Source organism: Streptomyces sp. CA-249302 (assembly GCF_050936785.1).
Classification (GTDB): domain Bacteria; phylum Actinomycetota; class Actinomycetes; order Streptomycetales; family Streptomycetaceae; genus Streptomyces.
Genome location: NZ_JBNJMG010000001.1, coordinates 3,016,845 through 3,039,466, shown reverse-complemented (window position 1 = coordinate 3,039,466; position 22,622 = coordinate 3,016,845). Strand labels below are relative to the sequence as shown.

The window sequence follows — 22,622 nt, the reverse complement described above, 5'->3', positions numbered from 1 at the left end:
TCACACCGGTGATACATGTCAGACGGGTCGCGGCCGTCGTGGTCGCCGCCCTCGCCGCAGCCCTGATCCAGCCACTCGCGGCGCATGCGGACACTCCGCCGCCGCCCCCTTCCGACGCCAGGCTCGCGGCCGAGCCCGCCCGGCACGACGACACGCGCGAGCAGTTCTACTTCGTCATGCCGGACCGCTTCGCCAACGGCGACACGTCGAATGACGAGGGCGGGCTGACCGGTTCACGGCTGAGCACCGGATACGACCCCACCGACAAGGGCTTCTACCAGGGCGGCGACCTCAAGGGTCTGACCAGGAAGCTCGACTACATCAAGGGCCTGGGCACCACCGCCATCTGGATGGCCCCGATCTTCAAGAACCAGCCCGTGCAGGGCACCGGGAGCAACGCCTCGGCCGGCTACCACGGTTACTGGATCACCGACTTCACCCAGGTCGACCCCCACTTCGGGACGAACAAGGACCTCAGCACCCTCATCTCCAAGGCGCACGCCAAAGGCATGAAGGTCTTCTTCGACGTCATCACCAACCACACGGCCGATGTCGTCGACTATGAGGAGAAGTCGTACGACTACCTGTCCAAGGGCGCCTTCCCGTACCTGACCAAGGACGGGCAGCCCTTCGACGACGCCGACTACGCGGACGGGAAGAAGAAGTTCCCGGCCGTCTCCAGCGCCTCCTTCCCGCGGACGCCGACCGTCCCCGCCGCGAAGAAGAACGTCAAGGTCCCGTCGTGGCTCAACGACACGACGATGTACCACAACCGCGGCGACTCCACCTACGCCGGCGAGAACGCCACCTATGGCGACTTCTCCGGCCTCGACGACCTGTGGACCGAGCGTCCCGAGGTCGTCAGCGGCATGGAGAAGATCTACGAGCGGTGGGTCCGGGACTTCGGTGTCGACGGCTTCCGGATCGACACCGTGAAGCACGTGAACATGGAGTTCTGGACGCAGTGGGCGACCGCGCTCGACGACTACGCGGCCCGGCACGGCCGTAAGGACTTCTTCATGTTCGGCGAGGTCTACTCCGCCGACACCTCGATCACTTCGCCGTACGTCACCCAGGGCCGCCTCGACGCCACCCTCGACTTCCCCTTCCAGGACGCGGCCCGCTCCTACGCCTCCCAGGGCGGCAGCGCGCAGAAGCTCGCTTCGGTGTTCGGCGACGACTACAAGTACACGACCGACAAGGCGAACGCGTACGAGCAGGTCACCTTCCTCGGCAACCACGACATGGGGCGGATCGGGTACTTCCTGGAGCAGGACAACCCGAAGGCGACCGATGCCGAGCTGCTTGCCAAGGACAGGCTCGCCAACGAGGTGATGTTCCTCAGCCGCGGCAACCCGGTCGTCTACTACGGCGACGAGCAGGGCTTCACCGGGTCCGGCGGTGACAAGGACGCCCGCCAGACGATGTTCGCCTCCAAGGTCGCCGACTACCTCGACGACGACGAGATCGGCACCGACCGCACGCACGCGAGCGACTCGTACGACACGAGTGCACCGCTCTATGAGCAGATCAGTGCTCTCGGCAAGCTGCGCAAGGAGAACTCCGCCCTCACGGACGGCGTCCAGACCGAGCGTTACGCGGCCGACGGCTCGGGCGTCTACGCCTTCAGCCGGACCGACGCCAAGACCGGCCAGGAGTACGTCGTCGCCTTCAACAACGCGGGCGAGGCGAGGTCGGCCACCTTCCCGACCGGTTCGGCGGACATGAAGTTCCTTGGGATCTACGGGACTTCGGCCGACGTGACCTCCGGTGCCGACAAGAAGGTCACCGTCACGGTCCCGGCCGGCTCGGCGATCGTCCTCAAGGCGGCCGGCAAGCTCGCCAAGCCCACGACCGCCCCGACCGTCACCCTCAAGGCCCCCGACGCCGGCGCCACCGGCACGGTGGACGTCTCCGCCGACGTCGAGGGCGGTCGGCTCAACCGGGTCGTCTTCGCCGCCCAGGTCGGCAACGGCAAGTGGCAGACGCTCGGCTCCGCCGACCACGCCCCGTACAAGGTCACCCAGACGATCGGCAAGGACGTGCCGGCCGGAACCGCCCTGCGCTACAAGGCGGTTGTCATCGACACCGCCGGGCACACCGCGAGCGCCACCGCCGCCTCCACCACCGGCACCCCTCCCGCCACCGAGGTCCCCACCGCCTCCTCCCGCGACTACGCGATCGTCCACTACAAGCGCACCGACGGCGACTACGACAACTGGGGCATGTACGCCTGGGGCGACCTCGCCGACGGCGAGGCGACCACCTGGCCGGCCAGTCACCCCTTCGTCGGCCGGGACGCCTACGGCGCCTTCGCCTACGTCAAGTTGAAGGCCGGCGCCTCGAACGTCGGGTTCCTCGTCATCGACAAGGACGGCAACAAGGACGTCTCCGCGGACCGTTCGATCGACGTCACCAAGACGGGGGAGGTGTGGATCGAGCAGGGCAAGGCGGACGTACAGACCACGCGGCCCGACTACCCGGCGCAGGACAAGACGAAGGCGGTCATCCACTACCACCGGGCTGGGGGCACCCCCTCTGGGGGAGGGAACTACGACGGCTGGGGTCTGCACGTCTGGACCGGTGCCGCGAATCCCACGGACTGGTCGAGTCCGCTCAAGCCGGTGAAGACTGACGCCTATGGTGCGGTCTTCGAGGTACCGCTCACCGACGGTGCCACCAGCCTCAGTTACATCATCCACAACGGCGACGCGAAGGACCTCTCGGCCGACCAGTCGCTCGACCTCAAGGCCAACGGCTACGAGGTGTGGCTGTTGAACGGCCAGGAGAAGTACCTGCTGCCCCAGCCGGCCGGTTCCGCCGCCGCGCTGGACCTGACCACCTCCAAGGCGGTCTGGATCGACCGGAACACGGTCGCCTGGAACGGCTCCGACGCCGCCGCCTCCACCCAACTGCTCTACTCCCACGACGGTTCGATCGCCGTGCAGGACTCCACGCTGACGAGCGACGACGAGCGCTGGCTGCGGTTGACGAAGACCACGCTCACCGACGACCAGAAGGCCAAGTTCCCCTATCTGAAGGACTACACGGCCTGGTCGGTCGACCCGCGCGACCGCGACCGGGTGCGCGAGGCCCTCGACGGGCAGCTCGTCGCCTCCCAACGTGCCGCGAACGGGGCCGTGTTGGCCGCGACCGGCGTGCAGATCGCCGGCGTACTCGACGACGTGTACGCGAGCGCGACCAAGGCGGAGTTGGGGCCGACCTTCCACAACGGCCGTCCCACGCTGGCCGTCTGGGCGCCGACCGCGCAGAGCGTCTCGCTGGAGCTGGACGGCTCCCTCAGGGCGATGAAGCGCGACGACGCGACCGGTGTCTGGTCCGTCACCGGGCCCAAGTCCTGGAAGGGCAAGGCGTATCGGTATGTCGTGAAGGTGTGGGCGCCCACCGTCCGGAAGGTCGTCACCAACAAGGTCACCGACCCCTACTCGGTCGCCCTCACCGCGAACTCGCAGCGCAGTCTCGTCGTCGACCTGGACGACAAGTCCCTTGCCCCGAGCGGCTGGTCGGGCCTCGCCAAGCCCAAGGCGGTACCGCTGAAGGACGCCCAGATCCAGGAGCTGCACGTCCGGGACTTCTCCATCGCGGACGAGACCGTGCCGGCCGCGGACCGGGGCACCTACCTCGCCTTCACCGACAAGGACAGCGACGGCTCGAAGCACCTGCGTGAGCTCGCCAGGTCCGGTACCTCGTACGTGCATCTGCTGCCCGTGTTCGACATCGCCACCATCCCCGAGAAGAAGGCCGACCAGGCGACGACCGACTGCGATCTCGCCTCCTACCCGGCCGACTCCGAGAAGCAGCAGGAGTGCGTGGCGAAGACCGCCGCGAAGGACGCCTACAACTGGGGGTACGACCCTTACCACTACACGGTCCCCGAGGGTTCGTACGCGACCGACCCGGACGGGACGGGGCGTACGGTCGAGTTCCGCAAGATGGTCAAGTCCCTGAACCAGGACGGCCTGAGGGTCGTCATGGACGTCGTCTACAACCACACCGCGGCCGCCGGGCAGGCCGACACCAGCGTCCTCGACCAGGTCGTCCCCGGCTACTACCAGCGGCTCCTCGCGGACGGCTCGGTGGCCAACAGCACCTGCTGCGCCAACACGGCCACCGAGAACGCCATGATGGGCAAGCTGGTCGTCGACTCGGTCGTCACCTGGGCCAAGGAGTACAAGGTCGACGGCTTCCGCTTCGACCTCATGGGCCACCAGCCGAAGGCCAACATCCTCGCGGTGAGGAAGGCCCTCGACGCGCTGACCCTCGCCAAGGACGGCGTCGACGGCAAGAAGATCATCATGTACGGCGAGGGCTGGAACTTCGGCGAGGTCGCCGACGACGCCCGCTTCGTGCAGGCCACGCAGAAGAACATGGCCGGCACCGGGATCGCCACCTTCTCCGACCGGGCCCGGGACGCGGTCCGCGGCGGCAGCCCCTTCGACTCCGACCCCGGCGTCCAGGGCTTCGCCTCCGGCCTGTACACCGACCCCAACTCCTCGACCGGGAACGGTACTTCGGCCGAGCAGAAGGCCCGCCTGCTGCACTACCAGGACCTGATCAAGGTCGGCCTGACCGGCAACCTCGCCAAGTACCGCTTCACCGACACCGACGGCAAGGAGGTCACCGGCGCCGAGGTCGACTACAACGGCCAGCCCGCCGGCTACGCGGACGCGCCCGGCGACGCCGTCGCCTATGCCGACGCGCACGACAACGAGTCCCTGTTCGACGCGCTGACGTACAAGCTGCCATCCGGTACGTCCGCCGCCGACCGGGCCCGGATGCAGGTCCTGGCGATGGCCACGGCCACCCTCTCGCAGGGGCCGTCCCTCTCCCAGGCGGGCACCGACCTGCTCCGCTCCAAGTCGCTCGACCGCAACTCCTACGACAGCGGCGACTGGTTCAACGCCATCCACTGGAACTGCGCCGACGGCAACGGCTTCGGACAGGGGCTGCCGACGGCGGCCGACAACGAGTCCAAGTGGCCCTACGCCAAGCCCCTGTTGACTACGGTGAAGGTGGGGTGCGACCAGATCGAGGGAGCCTCGGCCGCGTACCGCGATCTGCTGAGGATCCGTACGACGGACAGCGTCTTCTCGCTCGACACGAGTGGACAGGTGCAGTCGAAGCTCTCCTTCCCCTTGTCCGGAAAGGACGAGACGCCCGGGGTGATCACCATGGCGCTCGGCGACCTCGTCGTCGTCTTCAACGCGACTCCGGACGGGCAGAAACAGCGGGTGGAGGCGCTGGCCGGGACCGGTTACCGGCTGCATCCGGTGCAGGCGGCGGGCGCGGACTCCATCGTCAAGTCCTCCTCGTACGATCGGGAATCGGGCACGTTCGCCGTTCCGGGGCGCACTGTGGCGGTATTCTCCCGGACCTCCTGATAAGAGCATTACTTTGGTGGGGCAGGCCCGGAAGCAGGGTCTGTCCCACCGGTGCTGTCCAAGGGCTGGAAGATGGACGTCAACGGCAAGCTGACAGATACGACCGTGCTGGTCGTGGACGACGCGGGAGCCAGCCGGTACGCGATGGACACCCTGTTGCGCCGGGCGGGCCACAAGGTCGTGCCCGTGGCCAGCGCCGGTGAGGCGCTCGTCGAGCTCGACGAGCGGCTGCGCAAGGGGACCCTGCCGGACGTGGCCCTGATCGACGTGCATCTGCCGGACATGAGCGGCTTCGATCTGTGCCGCCTGTTCAAGGAGCGGCCGCACACGGCCCGCCTGCCCGTGGTGCACTTCTCGGCGGCCGCCCTGGCCCCCGAAGGGCGCTGCCCGGGGCTGGCCTCGGGCGCCGAGGCGTTTCTCACGGTGCCCGCCGAACCCGAGGAGATCGAGGCGGCGGTACGGGCCGCGGTCCGCACCGCGCGGGTGCGGGCCGACGACCAGGCACTGGTACGGCGTCTGAAGCTGCTGTCGGAGACGATCGTCGGCATCCAGGCGGCGCGCACCCTGCGGGAACTCGCCACCGCCGCCGCCGACGGGACCGCGCGGCTCCTCGGCTGTCCCGCCGCCGTCTTCGTCCTCGACCAGGACGACGAGCTCTACCGGGGCCTGTGCCGGGAGCGGAGCGTGTTCCCCGTGCCTGACGAGGGCGCCCACCGGACCGTGGCCGGTCTGCTGCGCCGGCTCACCCGGGGGCAGGTCGGGCTGCAGCTCACCACGGTGCCCGCGCCGCTGTGGCCGGCCGGGTTCTTCCGGCCCGGAGTGCAGAACGACGCCCGGCTCGCGCTGGTCGTCACCCAGGACGGCAGGTCGCCGGTGTGCCTGGCCGTGCCCACGCGCGGGCTGCGCCGGGCCGGCCCCGAGACCGAGGCCCTGCTGGCCCAGCTCGCCCAGGCCGCCGCGCTGGCGGCCGAACCGCTGCTCATGTACCAGGTCGAGCGGCATGTCGCGCTCACCCTCCAGCACAGCTTCCTGCCCCAGCCGCACCGGCTGCCCGAACTGCCCGGCATCGACCTCGCGGTGCGCTATGTGCCCGCGTCGCAGCAGACCGAGATCGGCGGCGACTTCTATGCCGCGATACCGGTGGCCGGCGGGGCGCTCGTCGCGGTCGGCGACGTCGTCGGGCACTCGCTGGACGCGGCCACCGTCATGGTCGAGATCCGGCACGCGCTGCGCGCCTACTGCGTCGAGGAGAACGACCCGGCGGTGCTCGCCGAGCGGCTCGACCGGATGCTCCAGCACTACCACGCCGAGATCACCGCCACCGTCTGCCTGGCCCATATCGACCCCGGCACCGGGCGGGTCCGGATCGCCAACGCCGGCCATATCCCGCCGCTGATCCTGCGGGACAGCGGGGACGCCGAGTACGTCAAGGCGGCCGGCCCGCTGCTCGGCGTGGGCCTGCCGCACCCGCCGCCGGTCGAGCTGGTCCTCGAACCCACCGACCGGCTCCTGATGATCACCGACGGCCTGATCGAGACCCGCGGCACCGACCTCACGGCCTCCATGGAACACCTCCGCGCGGCCGCGGTCGGCGCCCTCCCCGGCCTGGAGGCCCTCTGCGACACCCTCCTGGCCTCCTTCGGCCACGACCGCGAGGACGACATCGCCATGCTTGCGCTGCAACTCGGCGACCAGGGGAACTAGGGTTGCCCCTGTTGCTGCCGTAGAACAGGAGTGCCCATGCCGCAGATCACCGTCGACTACTCGAACTCGATCCAGTTCGACCAGGAGGGTTTCGCGCGGGACCTGCATCAGGCGGTCGTGGAGATCGCGGCCGCCAAGCCCGAGGCGTGCAAGACGCTGTTTCGTCCGTCCGAGCTCACCGCGTTCGGTTACGAGGACCCGCTGGACTTCGGCCACGCCGTCGTGCACGTCACCCTCGGCCTGCTCGCCGGCCGCACCGAGGACACCAGGTCCAAGCTGACCGAGGCCGTACTGGAGCTGCTGCGCAAGCACATCGAGGACGAGGGCGGCGGCATCGTCCTGCACGCCTCCGCCGAGGTCCGCGACCTCGACCCGTCCTACCGGAAGTTCGAGCGCTGAGACCTTTCTCCGCGGCGATCAGGAGGCGAGGGCGATCAGCCGGCCGACCAGGTCCGCGAAGGGGCCGTCGGCCGGCTCGTCCTTGAGCATGCGGCGCAGCAGCGCGCCCATCTCCTCGTCATAGGCGGCACTCACGGCGGCCAGCGCGGCGAAGTCGTGCACGAGCTGGGTCTCCAGCTCGCCGCGCGGGATGCGCCGGCCGTCCAGCCAGATCAGCGCGGTCGACTCGGCGAGCGAGATCCAGGAGCGTACGACCAGCTCCAGTCGCGCGGGCGGATCCTCGATCCCCAGATGCGACAGGATCTGTTCGTACGCCGCCTGCCGTACCGAGTCGATGAGCGCGTTGGTCGCCGAGGAGCCCACGGCCGGGCCGCCGCGCATCAACGCCGAGAAACCGGGCCCGTGTTCGTCGACGAAGTCGAAGAAGCGGCGCATCACCCGCCGCAGCCGGTCCCCGAGCGGACCCTCCTGCGGCTCGGCGAACCGGCCCGCCAGATCCTGCGCGGCCCGCTTCAACGCGGCCTCGTACAGGCTGAGTTTGCCGGGGAAGTAGTGGTAGACCAACGGCCGCGAGATACCCGCGGCGGACGCTATCTCGTCTATCGACACGTCATCGGGCGAGCGTTGGCTGAACAGTTCGAGGGCGACGCCGATCAACTGCTGCCGCCGCTCCTCGACGCCCATTCTTCGACGCACCCCGGTAGTCATGCGAACACCTTACCGATCGGATCCGGCCCGGAACGGACCGGTCCGGCCTCGGGCGTTCACATATCCAACACGAGCCGATCACTTCGCGCCCGCGAAACGCAGATCAGTATCGAGTCCGCCCGCTCCGCGTCCGTCAGCAACTCGTCCCGGTGCTCCGCCACCCCTTCCAGGACCCGCTGTTGGCAGGTCCCGCAGAATCCCTGCTCGCACGAGTACGCCGTGTTCGGCAGCTCGGCGCGCACGGCGGCCAGCACGGTCGAGTCGGCGGCGACCGTCAACGTGCGCCCGCTGCGCCGGAGTTCGACCTCGAAGGCGGTGCCATGGGCGGCATGGGGCGTGAACCGTTCGAGGTGGACCCGCGGGAACCGATCCTGTGCGGCCGTAATGAGCCCTTCCGGCCCGCAGCAGTAGACGGCCGCTTCCTCGGGCACGTCCAGCGCGTCGAGATCCGGCGCCCCGGCGACCACCGTGACGCGATTCCGGCCGAGCTTCTCGACCTCCTCCAGGAACGGCATCGACTCCGGCGACCGCCCGCAGTACAGCAGCCGCCACTCCGCGTTGTCCCCAAGTGCCCGCAGCATAGGGAGAATTGGCGTTATCCCGATTCCCCCGGCGATGAAGACGTACGACTGGGCCTCGACGAGCGGGAACCGATTGCGCGGTCCCCGCACCTCCAGTGCCATCCCTTCCCGCACCTGCTCATGAACTTCGCGCGAACCGCCCCGACCGCCCTCGACCAGCCTGGTGGCCACGGTGTACGACGAGGTGTCCGCCGGATCACCGCACAGCGAGTACTGCCGCACCAGCCCCGAGGGCAGCACCAGATCGAGATGCGCCCCGGGCTCCCAGCGCGGCAAGTCCCTTCCTTCCAGGCGCAGTTGTACGACCCCTTCGGCGACCGTCTTCCGTGAGGCGACCACCAGCTTCAGTGCCCTCGACCGGGGCCGCCCGGAGGTCGGGTTCTCCAGGGCCGGCATCGGCCACAGAGGCGAGGCCTGGATGCGGTTGCGCAGGGCCCGCCGGGTGAGCAGCGCGGCCCCGGCGAGGACGGCGACGGTGCGCAGCTTCGGCATCACGCGGCTCCCTTCTCGGCCGCGATAGCCGCGACGGCCGCGGGGGAGGAGGCGAGATAGGCGACCGCCTGCTCGGTGCAGCCCTCCTGTGAGGGGTGGTAGTCCCGGCTGAGGTAGCGCGGGATGGACCTGAGCATGTCGCCGGTCGCGGGCAGCGTGCCCCGGCGGCCGCCGACGTAGAACTGCTTGAAGGAGGCCTTGCCGTCGGTGAGCGTGGGGTCGTTGGCCATGAAGAAGCGGGACCCGCGCTGCCACAGGAAGACCAGTGCCGTGAACGCCGTCGCCCAGGTGCGCACCCGGCGCCGGTAGCCGCCGTCGACGTGCATGAACAGGTCGAAGGCGACGGACCGGTGCTCGACCTCCTCGGCACCGTGCCAGCGCAGCAGGTCCAGCATGGTCGGGTCGGCACCCCGCCGGTCCAACTCCTCGGCGTTCAGCACCCAGTTGCCGAGGAACGCGGTGTAGTGCTCGATGGCCGCGATGATCGCCACCCGCTCCAGCAGCCACCAGCGACGGGCCCGGCCCGGCGGCAGGGTCCGGTCGCCGAGCAGCTTCTCGAAGAACCAGTCGACCTGCGCGGTGTACGGCGTCGGATCGAGCCCCTGCTCGCGCAGATGCGGCAGCACCTCGTCGTGCGCCTGCGAGTGCATCGCCTCCTGCCCGATGAACCCGATCACGTCCTCGCGCAGCCGCTCGTCCCGGATCAGCGGCAGCACCTGCTTGTACACGTGCACGAACCACCGTTCACCGGCCGGCAGCAGCATGTGCAGCACATTGATGGTGTGCGTGGTGAAGGGGTCCCCGGGCACCCAGTGCAACGGCGTGCCGTCCCAGGAGAAGGACACCTTCCGGGCCTTGAGCGGCGGCGTGTTAGACATGGCGTCAATGTACTGACGGGTAGGGGTCGCGGGAACCCCTGTGCGTGCTCTTGTTTACATCGGCGTCAGCAAGCCCGCTTCTCAGCGGAGCCCACTGATCACTCGCCCGTCGCTCAGGGTCCCCTTCAGCTCGGCCTGCGCCCCCTGCTTCGCCCGCACCGCCAGCAGATTCCCCTGGCCCGACCCGGTGATCCCACCCGTCGCCGTCACCGCCGACGTCCCCCGGCTCCCGGCGGCCAGCAGATACCAGCTCCCGGCTTCCGACTTCCACAACACCCCGGCCAGCACGTTCGGGTCCTTCGGCCCGCAGGCCGCCGAGTTCTCCGACTTCGCCGCCACCGCCCCGTAGATCCCGCCCGGCGTGCGGAACTGCGCCAGCACTCGCGTCCCGCCGCCCCGCCAGGTCTCCGCCCGCGTGCACACCCAGTCCGCCGAGCCGGTCGCGTCCGGCAGCGGCTGGGTGGCGTACGCCCAGACGTTCACCGTGCGCACCCCGGCCGAGCGCACCGAGGCGAGCGAGCAGGCGTACGGCGCCCAGGTGCGCAGCGACCGAGCGCCCGAGGTGTCCTCGGTCGAGCCGGGGCGGCCGTCGGTGAGGACGGCGGGGACCAGTTCGCCGAGGTCGGTCAGCAGGCGGGTGCCCGTGCCGTCGGTCAGCTGGAGCACGTTCCAGGAGGTGCAGGCGCCGGTCTGGGTGGCCGGGCTGGCCAGCGGCGCCGTGATCCCGTGGGACAGGTCGAGGCTCATCGCACCGGCACTCGGCTTGAGCAGGTCGCGCTCGGCGGCCTTGGTGACCCAGGGCGCCGTCAGATAGCGGACGTTGCCGTCGGCCCGCCCCAGCACCACCGCGCTCGCCCCGGCCCGCCCGGCCCCGTCGACCCGCGCGAAGTCGAGGGCGGCGCCCTTGGTGCCGTCCTTCGGCTCGGCGTAGCGGGCGATACGCAGGCCGTCGTAGAGGATCACCACGCGCGCGGAGTCGACGGTCCCGGCGTAGAGGAGCTGCGGCGGGCCGGCCGGGCCGCCGGACGGGGTGCCGGGGGTCGCGGAGACCTGGACGCTCTCGCCGGGGCGGGCCCAGACCGCGAGGGCGCGGCGGAGCAGGGCCTTGTCGCCGGTGAGGTCGCCGCGGGCCGGCCAGACCGAGAAGTCGGTGCGGGACGCGGACTCCCAGGCGGTCGGCGCGACCCGGGTGAGCTTGGCCGGGTCGAGGGCGGCCTCGGCGGCCGGGTTCTGTGCGTACACCGGGGCGGCGGCGCCGTCGGGGGCCCAGCCGTCGCCGGGCAGGCCGAGCAGCGCCCCGCACACGGCGAGGGCCGCGGCGGCGGCGAGCGCGGCCTTGGTGTGCTGGCGGCGCCGCATGAGGTCGGTGGGCCGGGCCTGTAGCGAGCAGGGGTCGAACTCGGGGGAGTCGAGCAGCGGGTAGTGCGCCGCCGGTACGTCACCTGCCTCGTCCAGCGCCTCGTCCACGTCGGCGCAGCCGGCCGCCGCGAGGATCCCGCGTACGTCGCCGTCGGGGAGTTTCTCCAGGCCGCGCAGGACGTAGGCGGCGCGGGCCGGGCCGGACAGGGCGGACAGGCGCTGGTCCAGGGCGAGTTCGTCGGCGCCGCCCGAGCGGGGGAAGAGTCGCAGGCCCCAGACCTGGGGGAGCAGCGGCGGGAGCTGGGAGCGCTTGGGGAACGCCGTGCGCCTGAGCGGAAGGCCCGCCTCCAGGGCCGTACGGAGAACCTGGAGGCGGACGAAGGCGTACCCGGGGTCGCCGTCCCGGCCGGTCGACTGGGCCGGGATCATCGGGGCCGAGGCCCGGCCCCTGGGCAGGGCGCGCTGGGTGAGGGCGTGTGCGGTCACCACGCGCCGGTTGCGGCCGAGGCTCGGCGGCAGGACCAGGTAGGCGAGCCGGACCAGCCGCGGGTAGTGCTCGACGAGCGCGGCCTCGGCCTGCTCGACGTCGACGACCGGGTCGGAGACGGAAGGTGCGGGGCGCGGGGCGACATCCTGTGACTGCACGTTCAGCAAAACGAGCGAATGGTGGGTTGGTCACCGCCACCCGCGTACGGTGCCGTCCCGGGGGACAACCCCCGGACCCCCGGCGGAAGGCGAGTCGGCCGGGACGCCCGGCGCGGAGGCCGCGAGGCACACCCAAGTGCCCGGCCGCCCTGGGGAGTTGGCCCCCGGCGGCCCTGAGCGGGAAGGCGGGTCGGCAGGCGTGCCCTGCGTGGACAGCGCCAGGCGAACCCGAGTGACTCACTCCTCGGGGTCGACCAGCAGCCGCGCGTAGTTCGCCATCGACCGCTGGTAGCGCGGGAGATGGGGGGCCAGGGCGGCGAGGACGAGGGAGAGGCCCTCGCGGTCGCGGCCCAGGCTGGACAGGCACAGTGCCAGACAGCCCCGTACCGCGTCGTCCAACTCGTCGGAGGGCGCATCCAGTTCGGGCGTCAGCAGCTTGACGCCCTCCTCGGCCTGCCCGATGTTCCTGAGCGAACTCGACAACTGGATCTTGGCCCGCCGCCCCTTGTACCCGCTGACCTCGCTCAACCCGTGCGCCAGCGCCTTCCGGTACAGCGGCGCGGCCTTGTCCGAGTGCCCCGTCGAGTCCCAGGCGCAGGCCTGCTCGAACGGCCCCAGCGGACTGCCCGCCGGCAGCTCGGCGACGAGCGCGTCGATCACGGCCCGGAACTCACCGGCCCGCTCCTCGGGATAGTCGTCGAAGGCGGCCCAGGCGGCGGTCACACGGTCTTCCCAGTCTTGGTTCACAGGCCATACGTTCGCACACCCGTACCCTGACTCCCACCGGATTTGAGTGCCCCGCCCCTCACAGCCGTATCGAAGGGGACGGGCTCAAGGGGCCCGCCCGGCAATTCGACCCGGAGGAACAGATGAGGTTGACCCGACCGATGCTCGCCGTGGCCGGTGCCACGGCCGTCCTGGCGCTGGCGGGCTGTGGATCCGGAGACAGCGAGGCCGCCGCCAAGGTGCCGGTCACCGCGACCGGCAGCCTGGAGAGCCTGGCCGCCAGGGTGAAGTGCAAGCCGGACATACAGATCGACTCCGACGAGGTCCGCCAGGCGATCTGCAAGACCTCCGACGGCAAGTACGTCTTCGCCACCTTCGCCACCGACCGCGGCCAGCGCGAGTGGATCAACGACGCGAAGGACTACGGCGGTTTCTACCTGGTGGGCCGCAAGTGGGTGGTCGTCGGCGAGGACAAGATCGTCAAGACGCTGCAGAAGACGCTGGGCGGCGGCGAGGAGATCGGCACCAACCACAGCGCGCACACCGGCCACAGCGGCTGAGCTTCCCTGGACATACGAGAAGCGGGCGGTGGGAGAATCCCACCGCCCGCTTCCTTGTCCCCCTAGGGGGTCGTCGTCACTGGCACTTCTTACCGCTGTTGATGCAGTTGGCGATGGTGGTCGCCAGGTTGTTCTTGAAGACCGCGATGAAGTCGTCGTGGTCGGTGGCCGCCTTGTGCAGCTGCTCCGGGAAGCCGTCCACCGCGTAGGCGTTCTTCACCTGGCCGTTCTGCAGGACCGGCGGGGTGATCTTGTAGACCAGGCGCATCGTCAGCTGCGGGATGGCCTTGAAGCCGTTGGCGCAGTTGCCGGCCGCGTCCGCGAAGGCCACGTGCGTACGGTGGTTGGCGCTGTCGATGTTCGTCCCGTCCCAGCAGGACTGGAAGGCGAACGTGCGGACCACGTTGCTGCCCTGCGGGCAGATCGGGTACTGCGTCGTCAGCTGGACCTTGTTCTCGAAGCCGGTGCAGCTCCAGTGCGCGTTGGCGTTCGCCAGACCGTTGGTCGTGGTCTTGGCGTCACCGGTGATGATGCGCAGGAACTGGGGCATCGCGGTGACCTTGCTGGTCGGGCTGCCGACGTACTTGATCTGCGCCTGGACCGGTGTCAGGATCTTGCCGACGTTGCCCTCGGTGCCACCGCCGGCCGCGTTCTGGTCGAAGTCCTGCGTGCCGTCCTGGATACGCACCACCGGCCAGTAGTAGGCCGACAGGTCGCTCTGGTTCTGGCAGCTGGTCTGGTCCGCGATCAGCGTGTCGTTGGTCGCGAACGCGTCGACCTTCTGGTTGCCGACGTAGTCGTGCAGGTGGTGCGCGCCGTTGGTCACACCGGGCGCCACGATGACGTTGTCGGTGTTGTGGTTCTTGTTGGCGTTCACACCGCACCGGGTGGTGAAGGTGCCGGTCGAGCCGTTGCCGTTGTTCCGCGGCTTGGCCGCCACGTTCGCCTGGACCTTCGTGATGTCCACGAAGTCGGCCGCGACCGGACCGTTGCCGGCCTGACCGCCCACGTTGGCCGGCGCGCTCGCACTGGCGCTGGGCGCGGCCGAGGCCGTGGCCTGCCCGTTGCCCTGCTGCTGACCGCCGTTGTTGTTGTTCTGACCACCGTTGTTGTTCTGGCCGCCGTTGTTCTGGCCGCCACCGGCGTTGGTCTGGTTCGCGGTCTGCGTCGTGCAGGCGGCGAGCGCGCTCAGACTGGCCGCGTCCACCTGACCGCCGACCCGCTGGATGTCGATGCGGATCCGGTCCAGCGTCGCGGCCCGCTTCTCCTTCAGGGGGCCGACGATCGCGTTCTGTACGAAGTTCGCGTCGCCGGCCTGCGCCTGACGGGTGGAGGCGAGCCGGGCGTAGGCCTCGGTGATCTGCTTGTCGAGGTTGGCCAGCTCCGTCGCGACGCCCTGCTGGGCCTTGGCGGGCACGTTCGTCAGCTTCTGCTGGACGTCGGGGCAGGCGATCGTGGCCACCGAAGCGGCGGCGGCCTTGGTCTGGTTCTGCCCGTTGTTCGACTCGTGCGCCGAGGCGTAGAAGTTCGCCCAGATCAGCCCGCCCCCACCGAGCGCTAGGGCCGCCGATGCGGCTATGGCCTTGGTGGCCAGCGGCGTACGGCGTTTTCGATTGTTGCGTCCCATGGAACTCCTCTGACTTCCTTGCGGGCTTGGCGGGGCATCGAGGCGCCCGACAGGAGTGAAGCGGCTCCCATGGATACGCAGGGGGTCCCAGGGGTGTTCAGCAGCCCCACAAACAAATCAGAGGATTAATCGGCCGCCGGTCCCCAACAGCCGCCTGAACAGCGGAGGTTACGCAAAATCAGCAACCGCTTACCGGCCCTGGTCCAGATAGGCGAGGACGGCCAGAACGCGGCGATTGTCATCGTCCGACACCTCAAGGTCCAGTTTGGCGAAGATGTTGGAGGTGTGCTTGGCGATGGCCCGTTCTGTCACCACCAGCTGCCCGGCGATCGCCGCGTTGGACCGCCCCTGCGCCATCAGCTCCAGCACCTCACGCTCCCGTGGGGTCAGCCGCGCCAGCGGCCGGTCGCCGGCGGCCCGCCGCGACAGCAACTGCTGGATCACCTGCGGATCCATCGCCGTACCACCACCCGCCACCCTTCGTACGGCGTCCACGAACTGCTCCGCGTCGAACACCCGGTCCTTCAGCAGATACCCCACCCCGCCGCTCCCGTCGGCGAGCAGCTCACGCGCGTACAGCTGCTCGACGTGCTGCGAGAGCACCAGCACCGGAAGCCCGGGTCTGTCCCGCCGGGCCTGCAAGGCGCACTGGAGCCCCTCGTCGGTGTGCGTCGGAGGAAGTCTTACGTCGACCACGGCGACGTCCGGCTCCAGGTCGGCCAGCGCCCGGGTGAGCTCGGGGCCGGACTCGACGGCGGCGGCGATCTCGAAGTCGTGTGCCTCCAGGAGCCGGACCAGTCCGTCGCGCAGCAGGAAGAGGTCTTCGGCTAGGACAACGCGCAAGGGATCTCCATGGTGACCATGGTGGGACCGCCCGCGGGAGAGCTGACGGCCAGGACGCCGTCGAATGTACCCAGTCGCCGCTCGACTCCGGCCAGCCCGGAGCCGGCCCCGGGCACCGCGCCGCCCTTGCCGTTGTCGGTGACGGTCACCCGCAGCCGCTCGTCCTCGTGGTGCAGGTCGACCCAGATCCGGTCCGCGCCCGAGTGCTTGACCGCGTTGGTGAGCACCTCGCTGACCGCGAAGTAGGCCGCCGACTCGACCGGCGCGTCCGCCCGCCCGCTCAACTCCACGTTCACCTCGGTGGTGATGGGCAGCCTCAGCGCCAACGCCCTTACGGCGTCGCCCAGTCCGCGCTCGGCGAGCACCGGCGGGTGGATGCCGCGGACCAGGTCGCGCAGCTCCGCGAGCGCGTCGACGGAGGACTTGCGGGCCTGCGAGATGAGTTCCTTGGCCTTCGCCGGGTCCTTGTCCATCAGCATCTCGATGGTGCCGAGGTCCATGCCCATCGCGACCAGCCGGGCCTGCGCCCCGTCGTGCAAGTCCCTTTCGATACGGCGCAGTTCGGCCGCGGAGGTGTCCACGGCGTCCCGCCGGGTCTCGGTCAGCACCCGGACCCGCTCGGCCAACTCGCCCTGGCTGGCGCCCAGTACGGCCCGGGTGAGCCGGAAGTGGGCGTTCAGCAGCCACGGGGCGAGCGGGAATGCGAGGGCGAGGAGGGCGGCGGCCAGGACGCCGGCGCCGAGCGCGGAGGCCTGGTCGGTGACGTGCACGAAGCCGTACCAGTACCCGCCCCACTGGGAGAGCGGCCGCCACAGCCCGGCGGCGACCGCGAACCCCTCCAGCGGATAGAAGAGCAGCACCGCCGGCAGCAGCGCGGTGACGTACCCCGCGCTCATGTCGACCTGCAACCACCGCAGATCACGCCAGACCGCCGGGTCGCGCAGCATCTCGTACGTCTTCGTCCAGGGCTTGGCGTCCTCGGGTATCGGCCGGTACGCCGACGGGATCCGCACCCCGCCCCACTCCGCCGCGACCACCCGCCGCCAGTCCGCGAACGCCCGCAGCCTGCCCAGCACCCATGGCGTGGTGAGCAGCCCGACGCCGATCGGAATCAGGGAGATGGACACGAGGGTCGACGTGAAGCACAGGACAGCTCCGGGAAGCGTCACCAGCGCCAGCACGAACCCCCGCCCGGCGGCAAGTGCGAGGGCCCGGGCCCTCGTCAGCAGAGAGCCGCTCTTCGTGTTGGTGTTCATGCCGTCAGTCTCGCGGAGCGGGGAAGGCCGGTCACTGGGCCAGGCACCCCGCTCGGGGGGTGGTGCTGAGTACACCCCGGGACCTGTAGCGCCCCTTCAGGGGCGCGGGGCTGTGTCGAATTTGCGGCTACCGCCGCGTGGGCGCGACAAGCCCCCACCGGCCCGCACTCTGATCACGACCCTCCCAACACCTTCTCCTCCACGTCCGGATCCAGCCCCTTGACGGCCACCGCGGAACGCAACGGCGCCACACCCCCGACGTCCCGCAGCCAATCCCACGTGTCGGCCACCGTCTCCTCAACCGGCCGACAGACGAGCCCCGTCCCAAGAGCTCGAGACACATCCGCCGCATGCAACGCATCGTGCATGTCGGTCCCCGGCGGCACCCACACCGGCAACTGCGTCCACGGCTCGATCCCGGCGTCGAGGATCACCTGGGGGTCGGTCCACCGAAGCTCCGCGTCAGACCCGGTGACCGTGACACACGCATCGAGAAACTCCCCCATGGTGGTGTGCCCCTGCGCGCTCATCAGATTGAACGGCCCGCTCAACTCCAGCTCGACCGCCCCCACAATCCACTCCGCAAGGTCCCGCACATCGATGTACTGCAAGGGCAACTCCCGCGGCCCCGGCGCCAGCACGCGCCCGCCTCGCGCGATCCGTCCCAACCACCACGGCAACCGCCCGACGTTCTCGTGCGGCCCGAGGATCAACCCGGCCCGAACCAGTACCGTGCGGTCCGCACCGAACGCGTCCAGCGCGGCCAGCTCCCCGCCCCGCTTGTCGCGGGCGTAGTCGGTCTGCTCCGCGTCCGCCGCCGCACCCTCGACGACGTCCGCGTCCTCGGTGTACCCGGCGGGCGGCGCCCACGTGTACACCGAGCAGCTGGACACGTACACGTACCGCGCGGCGCGACCCCGCAGCAGCCGCGCGGCGTCCCGGACCGCGGTGGGCGCCAGCCGCCAGGTGTCCACGACGGCGTCCCACTCCCCGTCGGCGAGCGCGTCGAGCCCGCCGGGCGCGGTGCGGTCGCCGACCAGCGACCGCACCCCGGCTGTCGGTACCTGCCGCCCCCTGTTGAAGACGGTCACGTCCCAGCCGCGCCCCAGCGCCGCCTCGACGACGGCCCGCCCCGCGAACTCCGTACCACCCAGCACCAGAAGTCTCATGCCCGAGACTCTGCCCGCTGCCGGGCGGCCACGGAACCGCGCTCTGCCGTCAGCAGAGGACCACCGGCAGACGGCGGACGGCGGACGGCGGACGGCAGCTCAGCGGATCACGGGCGTGCGGCGGCTCAGCGGGCCGGCGGCGTGTACTTGTAGCCGACCCGCCGCACCGTCTGGATCGCCCCGCGGTGCTCGGCGCCCAGCTTGCGGCGCAGCCGGGCGATGTGGACGTCGACGGTGCGGCCGTCGCCGACGTGCCCGTACCCCCACACCGTGGTCACCAGCTGGTCGCGGGTGTGCACCCGGTTCGGATGGGCGACGAGGTGGGCGAGCAGCTCGAACTCCAGGTAGGTGAGGTCGAGTTCGCGCCCGTCCACCTCGGCGGTGCGCTGCACCGGGTCGATCCGGACGAGCGGGGTGGCGCCCTCCGCGGAGCCGGCGAGGTCGGCGAGGACGGGGCGTTCGGCGAGGCCGGTCTGGCCGGTCCGGCCGGGGTGCGGGAGGTCGGCCGGGATGAGGACGAGGTATCCGACCATCGGGGGCTGCCCCGGCAGCGTGGGGAGCGTGTGCTGCGGCGCGGGCAGCCAGGTGGCGCCCGGGGGCAGGAACTCCGATACGTCGATCACCTCGTCCCGGTCCACGGCCCGCAGGCGGTGCCTTGCACCGTTGGGAGCGGGGGAGGGGGTGTCGAGCGCGGCGGTGGACAGAGAACGGATGATCGCCATGAGAGGTCAGCTCTTTCGCGCGAGAGGTTCGACGGGGGACGTACGTCGTTCCGCGCTGGCCGAAGGCCGGGGTGTACGGCTTTAGAGGGCCGGCGCGTTCATCGCGCGGCAACACACCCGGTCGAAGTCGTGGTGCTGACGGGAAGGCCAGAAGGGCTCGAGGTCATGGCGACCCGTCGCGGTGTTCTTCTGGATGCTGGCCATACGCCCATTGAAGCAGACGCGGTCCACGACGAGGAGTCTCCTCTCACTGCTTGGACGCTTCCCTGGCGTGAAGCGGACGTTGCACCCGTCACCCCACCAGGCGTTTGCGCCAGGTCAGGGGCGTGACCTCGATCGCCTTGTCCGGATTACCGTCCCACACTGCGGACAGCCCGGCCACGCCCAGAGCGGCGACCACCTCCCGGCCGACGGCGGCGGTGGTCTCCACTGAGCCGTCGAACCCGCCGTAGTACAGGGAGAGTCCGTGTCCCTCGGCCGCGCCCTCGGTGCCCTGCTGATGGAAGAAGACGAAGCCCTGGGCGCCCGCGCGCTCGGCGCCTATCGCGCTCGAGCGGGGGGACCCCCATCAGCCACAGCCGGTCGACCAGCTTCCTGGCCTGCGCGCGCAACATGGGCCGGTTGTCGCCGTCCACGAGGTGGTCCTCGGCGGCCTCGGCGAGTTCCTCACGGGTGCCGTACCCGCGGCGCACCCAGACCCGCACCCACGGCTCCAGCCGCTCGCGCACCGCGTCCGGCAGTTCGGGCACCTCCTCGGTGGGCCCGAGGCCGACCGGCTCCTGCGGGAGGTCCGGTATCCGCTGAAGGACGAGCAGATCACCATGACACGCACGACTGACAACGCGATCGGCGCAGCGCGATCGCCGGCACGCGGAAGGGGCGCCCACCGCGAAACGGTGAACGCCCCTCGAAGCCCTGTGGAGAACCGGGTCGGATCAGACCTGGCCGGCCTTCTCCAGCGCGGAGCAGCAGGTGTCGACGATCAGCCGCGTGACCACGTACGGGTCGACGTTGGCGTTCGGGCGGCGGTCCTCGATGTAACCCTTGCCGTCCTTCTCGACCTGCCACGGGATACGCACCGAGGCACCGCGGTTGGAGACGCCGTAGGAGTACTCGTTCCACGGGGCGGTCTCGTGCAGACCGGTCAGGCGGTCGTCGATGCCGGCGCCGTAGTTCTTGACGTGGTCGAGCGGCTTGGAGCCCTCGCCCAGCGACTCGGCGGCGGTGATGATCGCCTCGTACGTCTCGCGCATCGCCTTGGTGGAGAAGTTGGTGTGCGCGCCCGCGCCGTTCCAGTCGCCCTTGACCGGCTTCGGGTCCAGGGTGGCGGAGACGCCGAAGTCCTCGGCGGTGCGGTAGAGCAGCCAGCGGGCCACCCACAGGTGGTCGGAGACCTCCAGCGGGGAGACCGGGCCGACCTGGAACTCCCACTGGCCGGGCATGACCTCGGCGTTGATGCCGGAGATCGCGAGGCCGGCGGCGAGGCAGTTGTCCAGGTGCGCCTCGACGACCTCACGGCCGAAGATCTCGTCCGCGCCGACACCGCAGTAGTAGCCGCCCTGCGGGGCCGGGAAGCCGCCCTTGGGGAAGCCGAGCGGGTAGCCGTCCTGGAAGAACGTGTACTCCTGCTCGATGCCGAAGATGGGCTCCTGGGAGCCGAACTTCTCGGCGACCTCGACCAGCGCGGCACGGGTGTTGGACTCGTGCGGCGTCATGTCGATGTTGAGGACCTCGCACATCACGAGGATGTCGTCGCCGCCGCGGATCGGGTCCGGGCAGGTGAAGACCGGCTTGAGGACACGGTCCGAGGAGTGGCCCTCGGCCTGGTTCGTGGAGGACCCGTCGAAGCCCCAGATCGGCAGCGCGTCGAGACCGGCCGGCTCGCCAGCGATGATCTTCGTCTTGGAACGGAGCTTCGCCGTCGGCTGGGTGCCGTCGATCCAGATGTACTCAGCCTTGAAGGTCACGGGCCACTTCCTTCGGGGTGTGTCTACGCACTTGCGGGTGCTGCGGCGCAGCGGCACTGGGGCGCCGCGGTGGATGTGCGCGAGCCTGTCAACAGGCGATTTCCCGTCGATTGCTCAAATGTGAACCCCGTGTTACCTGGCGTTTGTGTGGCGAGATTCACGGTGTGAGGACCCGCGGTGAGGCTGCCGACGGTCAGTCCCGCTCCCGTGCCGCCTCCCGCACCCCCTCCAGGAACCCCCTGATCGCGGCCGTCTCCCGCTCGTCGTACACATGCAGAAGCTCCACCACCCGCCCGATCAGCGGCCCGAAATGCGCCCACCCGAGCCGGACCGCCCCGTCGGTCACCTCGATCACGACCCTCCGCCGGTCCGCCTCACTCCGCGCCCGCCGCACATGCCCCGCCCGCTCCAGCCGGTCCACCAACGCGGTCGTCCCCGCCGAGTTCAGCCCGAGCGCCGCCCCGAGCCGCCCCGCCGTCATCTCCGCCTCCGCGCGCGAGGCGTCCATGAGAGCGATCAGAGCGCGTACGTCCGTCGGGTGCATGCCGTTGTCGTTCGCGAACCGGGCGCTGTGCAGGCCGAGTTCGACGGTCACCGCGCGCAGCAGATGGACGACCTCCATCCCGGGTTCCTGGTTCCCCACGACCGGCCTCCGTCCTATTATCTCGTTCATCGAGTATCTCGCTCAACGAGATAATAGGGGAGGCGGGGCCGATGAGCGCCGTGTTCGACAGGGACGGCTTCCTGGTGGCGTACGACAAGGTCATGGCCAAGTGGCCGGCCGAGCGGGAGGCGGTGACCGTCCCGACGCCCTTCGGGACGACGTACGTCAATGCGTGCGGCCCGTCCGACGGGCCCCCGGTCGTCCTGCTGCCCGGCGGCGGTGGCGCCACGTCCGCCACCTGGTACGCCCAGGCCGCCGACCTCGCCCGTACCCACCGGGTCCTCGCCGTCGACCTCCCCGCCTGCGCGGGCCGCGGTACCGAGGCCGCCGACCGTCACCCCCGTACGGTCGCCGACCTGACGGCCTGGCTGGACATGGTTCTGGACGGCCTCGGTGTCGAGGGGGCGGACCTGGGCGGGCACTCGTACGGCGGCTGGATCGCGCTCCACTACGCGCTGCACGCACCCGCGCGCATCCGCCGTCTCTTCCTCCTGGACCCCGCCATGTGCTTCGCCGGATTCCGGCCGGCGTACCTGCTGCACGCCCTGCCGGTGCTGCTCCGGCCCTCACCTCGCAGGGCCCGTGCCTTCCTGGAGTGGGAGACCGGGGGAGCGGCGCTCGACCCCGATTGGCTGCGTCTCCAGGAGGCGGCCGCCGGCTTCCCCTCCGTCGCGAAGCCGGTGACCGGCCCGCGCCCGGCGCCGGACGCCCTGCGCGGCCTGGACATGCCGGTCCTGCTGCTCCTGGCCGAGAGCAGCAGGACCCATGACACGTACGAGGTGGCCCAGAGGGCGAGGAAACTGCTGCCGCGTGCCGAGACGATCGTGGTCCCCAACGTGTCCCATCACGCGCTGCCACAGTCCGCACCCGCCGAACTCGGGCGCCACCTCGCGGAGTTCCTGAACCCTTAACCCTTGAGC

The 22,622-nt window shown here is 70.3% G+C and carries 17 protein-coding genes and 1 pseudogene; 5 read left to right on the top strand and 13 right to left on the bottom strand.

The genetic code is table 11. The annotated features are described in order from the left end of the window. The first annotated feature begins 8 nt into the window (after positions 1 to 8). From pulA to ACQEWB_RS13745, 3 genes are all read left to right on the top strand, one after another. A complete protein-coding gene (gene pulA / locus ACQEWB_RS13755) occupies positions 9 to 5,402 on the top strand; it encodes a pullulanase-type alpha-1,6-glucosidase (RefSeq protein ID WP_432830576.1) in 5,394 nt (1,797 codons plus the stop codon). Between the two features lie 72 nt (positions 5,403 to 5,474). Continuing rightward, complete coding sequence (locus ACQEWB_RS13750; protein ID WP_432843799.1) at positions 5,475 to 7,106, top strand: SpoIIE family protein phosphatase; 1,632 nt, start codon at positions 5,475 to 5,477, stop codon at positions 7,104 to 7,106. A gap of 36 nt (positions 7,107 to 7,142) precedes the next feature. After that, positions 7,143 to 7,505, top strand: a complete 363-nt coding sequence (locus tag ACQEWB_RS13745; protein ID WP_432830574.1) for a 5-carboxymethyl-2-hydroxymuconate Delta-isomerase — start codon at positions 7,143 to 7,145, stop codon at positions 7,503 to 7,505. Positions 7,506 to 7,523: 18 nt separating this feature from the next. Here the strand turns inward: ACQEWB_RS13745 and ACQEWB_RS13740 are convergent, their stop codons facing one another. The 5 genes from ACQEWB_RS13740 to ACQEWB_RS13720 form a co-directional block, all read right to left on the bottom strand. Next, on the bottom strand, positions 7,524 to 8,213 hold the full coding sequence (locus ACQEWB_RS13740; RefSeq protein ID WP_432830572.1) for a TetR/AcrR family transcriptional regulator: 690 nt from the start codon (positions 8,211 to 8,213) through the stop codon (positions 7,524 to 7,526). A gap of 56 nt (positions 8,214 to 8,269) precedes the next feature. After that, positions 8,270 to 9,286, bottom strand: coding sequence for a PDR/VanB family oxidoreductase (locus ACQEWB_RS13735; protein WP_432830570.1), 1,017 nt, complete (start codon positions 9,284 to 9,286; stop codon positions 8,270 to 8,272). Next, a complete protein-coding gene (locus ACQEWB_RS13730; protein ID WP_432830568.1) occupies positions 9,286 to 10,164 on the bottom strand; it encodes a metal-dependent hydrolase in 879 nt (292 codons plus the stop codon). The genes ACQEWB_RS13735 and ACQEWB_RS13730 overlap by 1 nt, the downstream gene beginning before the upstream one ends. An 81-nt stretch (positions 10,165 to 10,245) precedes the next feature. Then, positions 10,246 to 12,168, bottom strand: a complete 1,923-nt coding sequence (locus tag ACQEWB_RS13725) for a hypothetical protein (protein ID WP_432830566.1) — start codon at positions 12,166 to 12,168, stop codon at positions 10,246 to 10,248. 237 nt (positions 12,169 to 12,405) lie between these two features. Next, complete coding sequence (locus ACQEWB_RS13720) at positions 12,406 to 12,915, bottom strand: tetratricopeptide repeat protein (RefSeq protein WP_432830564.1); 510 nt, start codon at positions 12,913 to 12,915, stop codon at positions 12,406 to 12,408. A gap of 122 nt (positions 12,916 to 13,037) precedes the next feature. On the opposite strand from ACQEWB_RS13720, the gene ACQEWB_RS13715 reads away from it, so the two are divergent. Next, positions 13,038 to 13,454 carry a hypothetical protein gene (locus ACQEWB_RS13715; RefSeq protein WP_432830562.1) on the top strand — a complete coding sequence of 139 codons (417 nt, stop codon included), beginning with the start codon at positions 13,038 to 13,040 and terminating at the stop codon, positions 13,452 to 13,454. A gap of 76 nt (positions 13,455 to 13,530) precedes the next feature. On the opposite strand, the gene ACQEWB_RS13710 is transcribed toward ACQEWB_RS13715, so the two are convergent. The 8 genes and pseudogenes from ACQEWB_RS13710 to ACQEWB_RS13675 all read right to left on the bottom strand — a co-directional run bounded on the left by ACQEWB_RS13710 (position 13,531) and on the right by ACQEWB_RS13675 (position 21,711). Further along, on the bottom strand, positions 13,531 to 15,081 hold the full coding sequence (locus ACQEWB_RS13710) for a DUF1996 domain-containing protein (RefSeq protein WP_432830560.1): 1,551 nt from the start codon (positions 15,079 to 15,081) through the stop codon (positions 13,531 to 13,533). Positions 15,082 to 15,270: 189 nt separating this feature from the next. Next, entirely contained in the window at positions 15,271 to 15,924 is a 654-nt protein-coding gene (locus ACQEWB_RS13705) for a LuxR C-terminal-related transcriptional regulator (protein ID WP_432830558.1), read from the bottom strand. Continuing rightward, on the bottom strand, positions 15,909 to 17,180 hold the full coding sequence (locus ACQEWB_RS13700) for a sensor histidine kinase (RefSeq protein ID WP_432830556.1): 1,272 nt from the start codon (positions 17,178 to 17,180) through the stop codon (positions 15,909 to 15,911). The genes ACQEWB_RS13705 and ACQEWB_RS13700 overlap by 16 nt, the downstream gene beginning before the upstream one ends. Positions 17,181 to 17,353: 173 nt before the next feature. Then, on the bottom strand, positions 17,354 to 18,349 hold the full coding sequence (locus ACQEWB_RS13695; protein ID WP_432830554.1) for an NAD-dependent epimerase/dehydratase family protein: 996 nt from the start codon (positions 18,347 to 18,349) through the stop codon (positions 17,354 to 17,356). Positions 18,350 to 18,474: 125 nt separating this feature from the next. Then, entirely contained in the window at positions 18,475 to 19,071 is a 597-nt protein-coding gene (locus ACQEWB_RS13690; RefSeq protein ID WP_432830552.1) for a winged helix-turn-helix domain-containing protein, read from the bottom strand. A 292-nt stretch (positions 19,072 to 19,363) separates the two neighbouring features. Next, a pseudogene (locus ACQEWB_RS13685) lies at positions 19,364 to 19,850 on the bottom strand (DUF6891 domain-containing protein); the annotation flags it as partial. A gap of 156 nt (positions 19,851 to 20,006) precedes the next feature. Next, entirely contained in the window at positions 20,007 to 21,038 is a 1,032-nt protein-coding gene (gene glnII, locus ACQEWB_RS13680) for a glutamine synthetase (RefSeq protein WP_432830550.1), read from the bottom strand. 193 nt (positions 21,039 to 21,231) lie between these two features. Next, a complete protein-coding gene (locus ACQEWB_RS13675; protein ID WP_432830548.1) occupies positions 21,232 to 21,711 on the bottom strand; it encodes a MarR family winged helix-turn-helix transcriptional regulator in 480 nt (159 codons plus the stop codon). Between the two features lie 41 nt (positions 21,712 to 21,752). Between ACQEWB_RS13675 and ACQEWB_RS13670 the strand changes: the two genes are divergently transcribed. After that, positions 21,753 to 22,613 (top strand): alpha/beta fold hydrolase, encoded by an 861-nt coding sequence (locus ACQEWB_RS13670; RefSeq protein ID WP_432830546.1) that lies wholly within the window; start codon positions 21,753 to 21,755, stop codon positions 22,611 to 22,613. Positions 22,614 to 22,622: the final 9 nt, after the last annotated feature.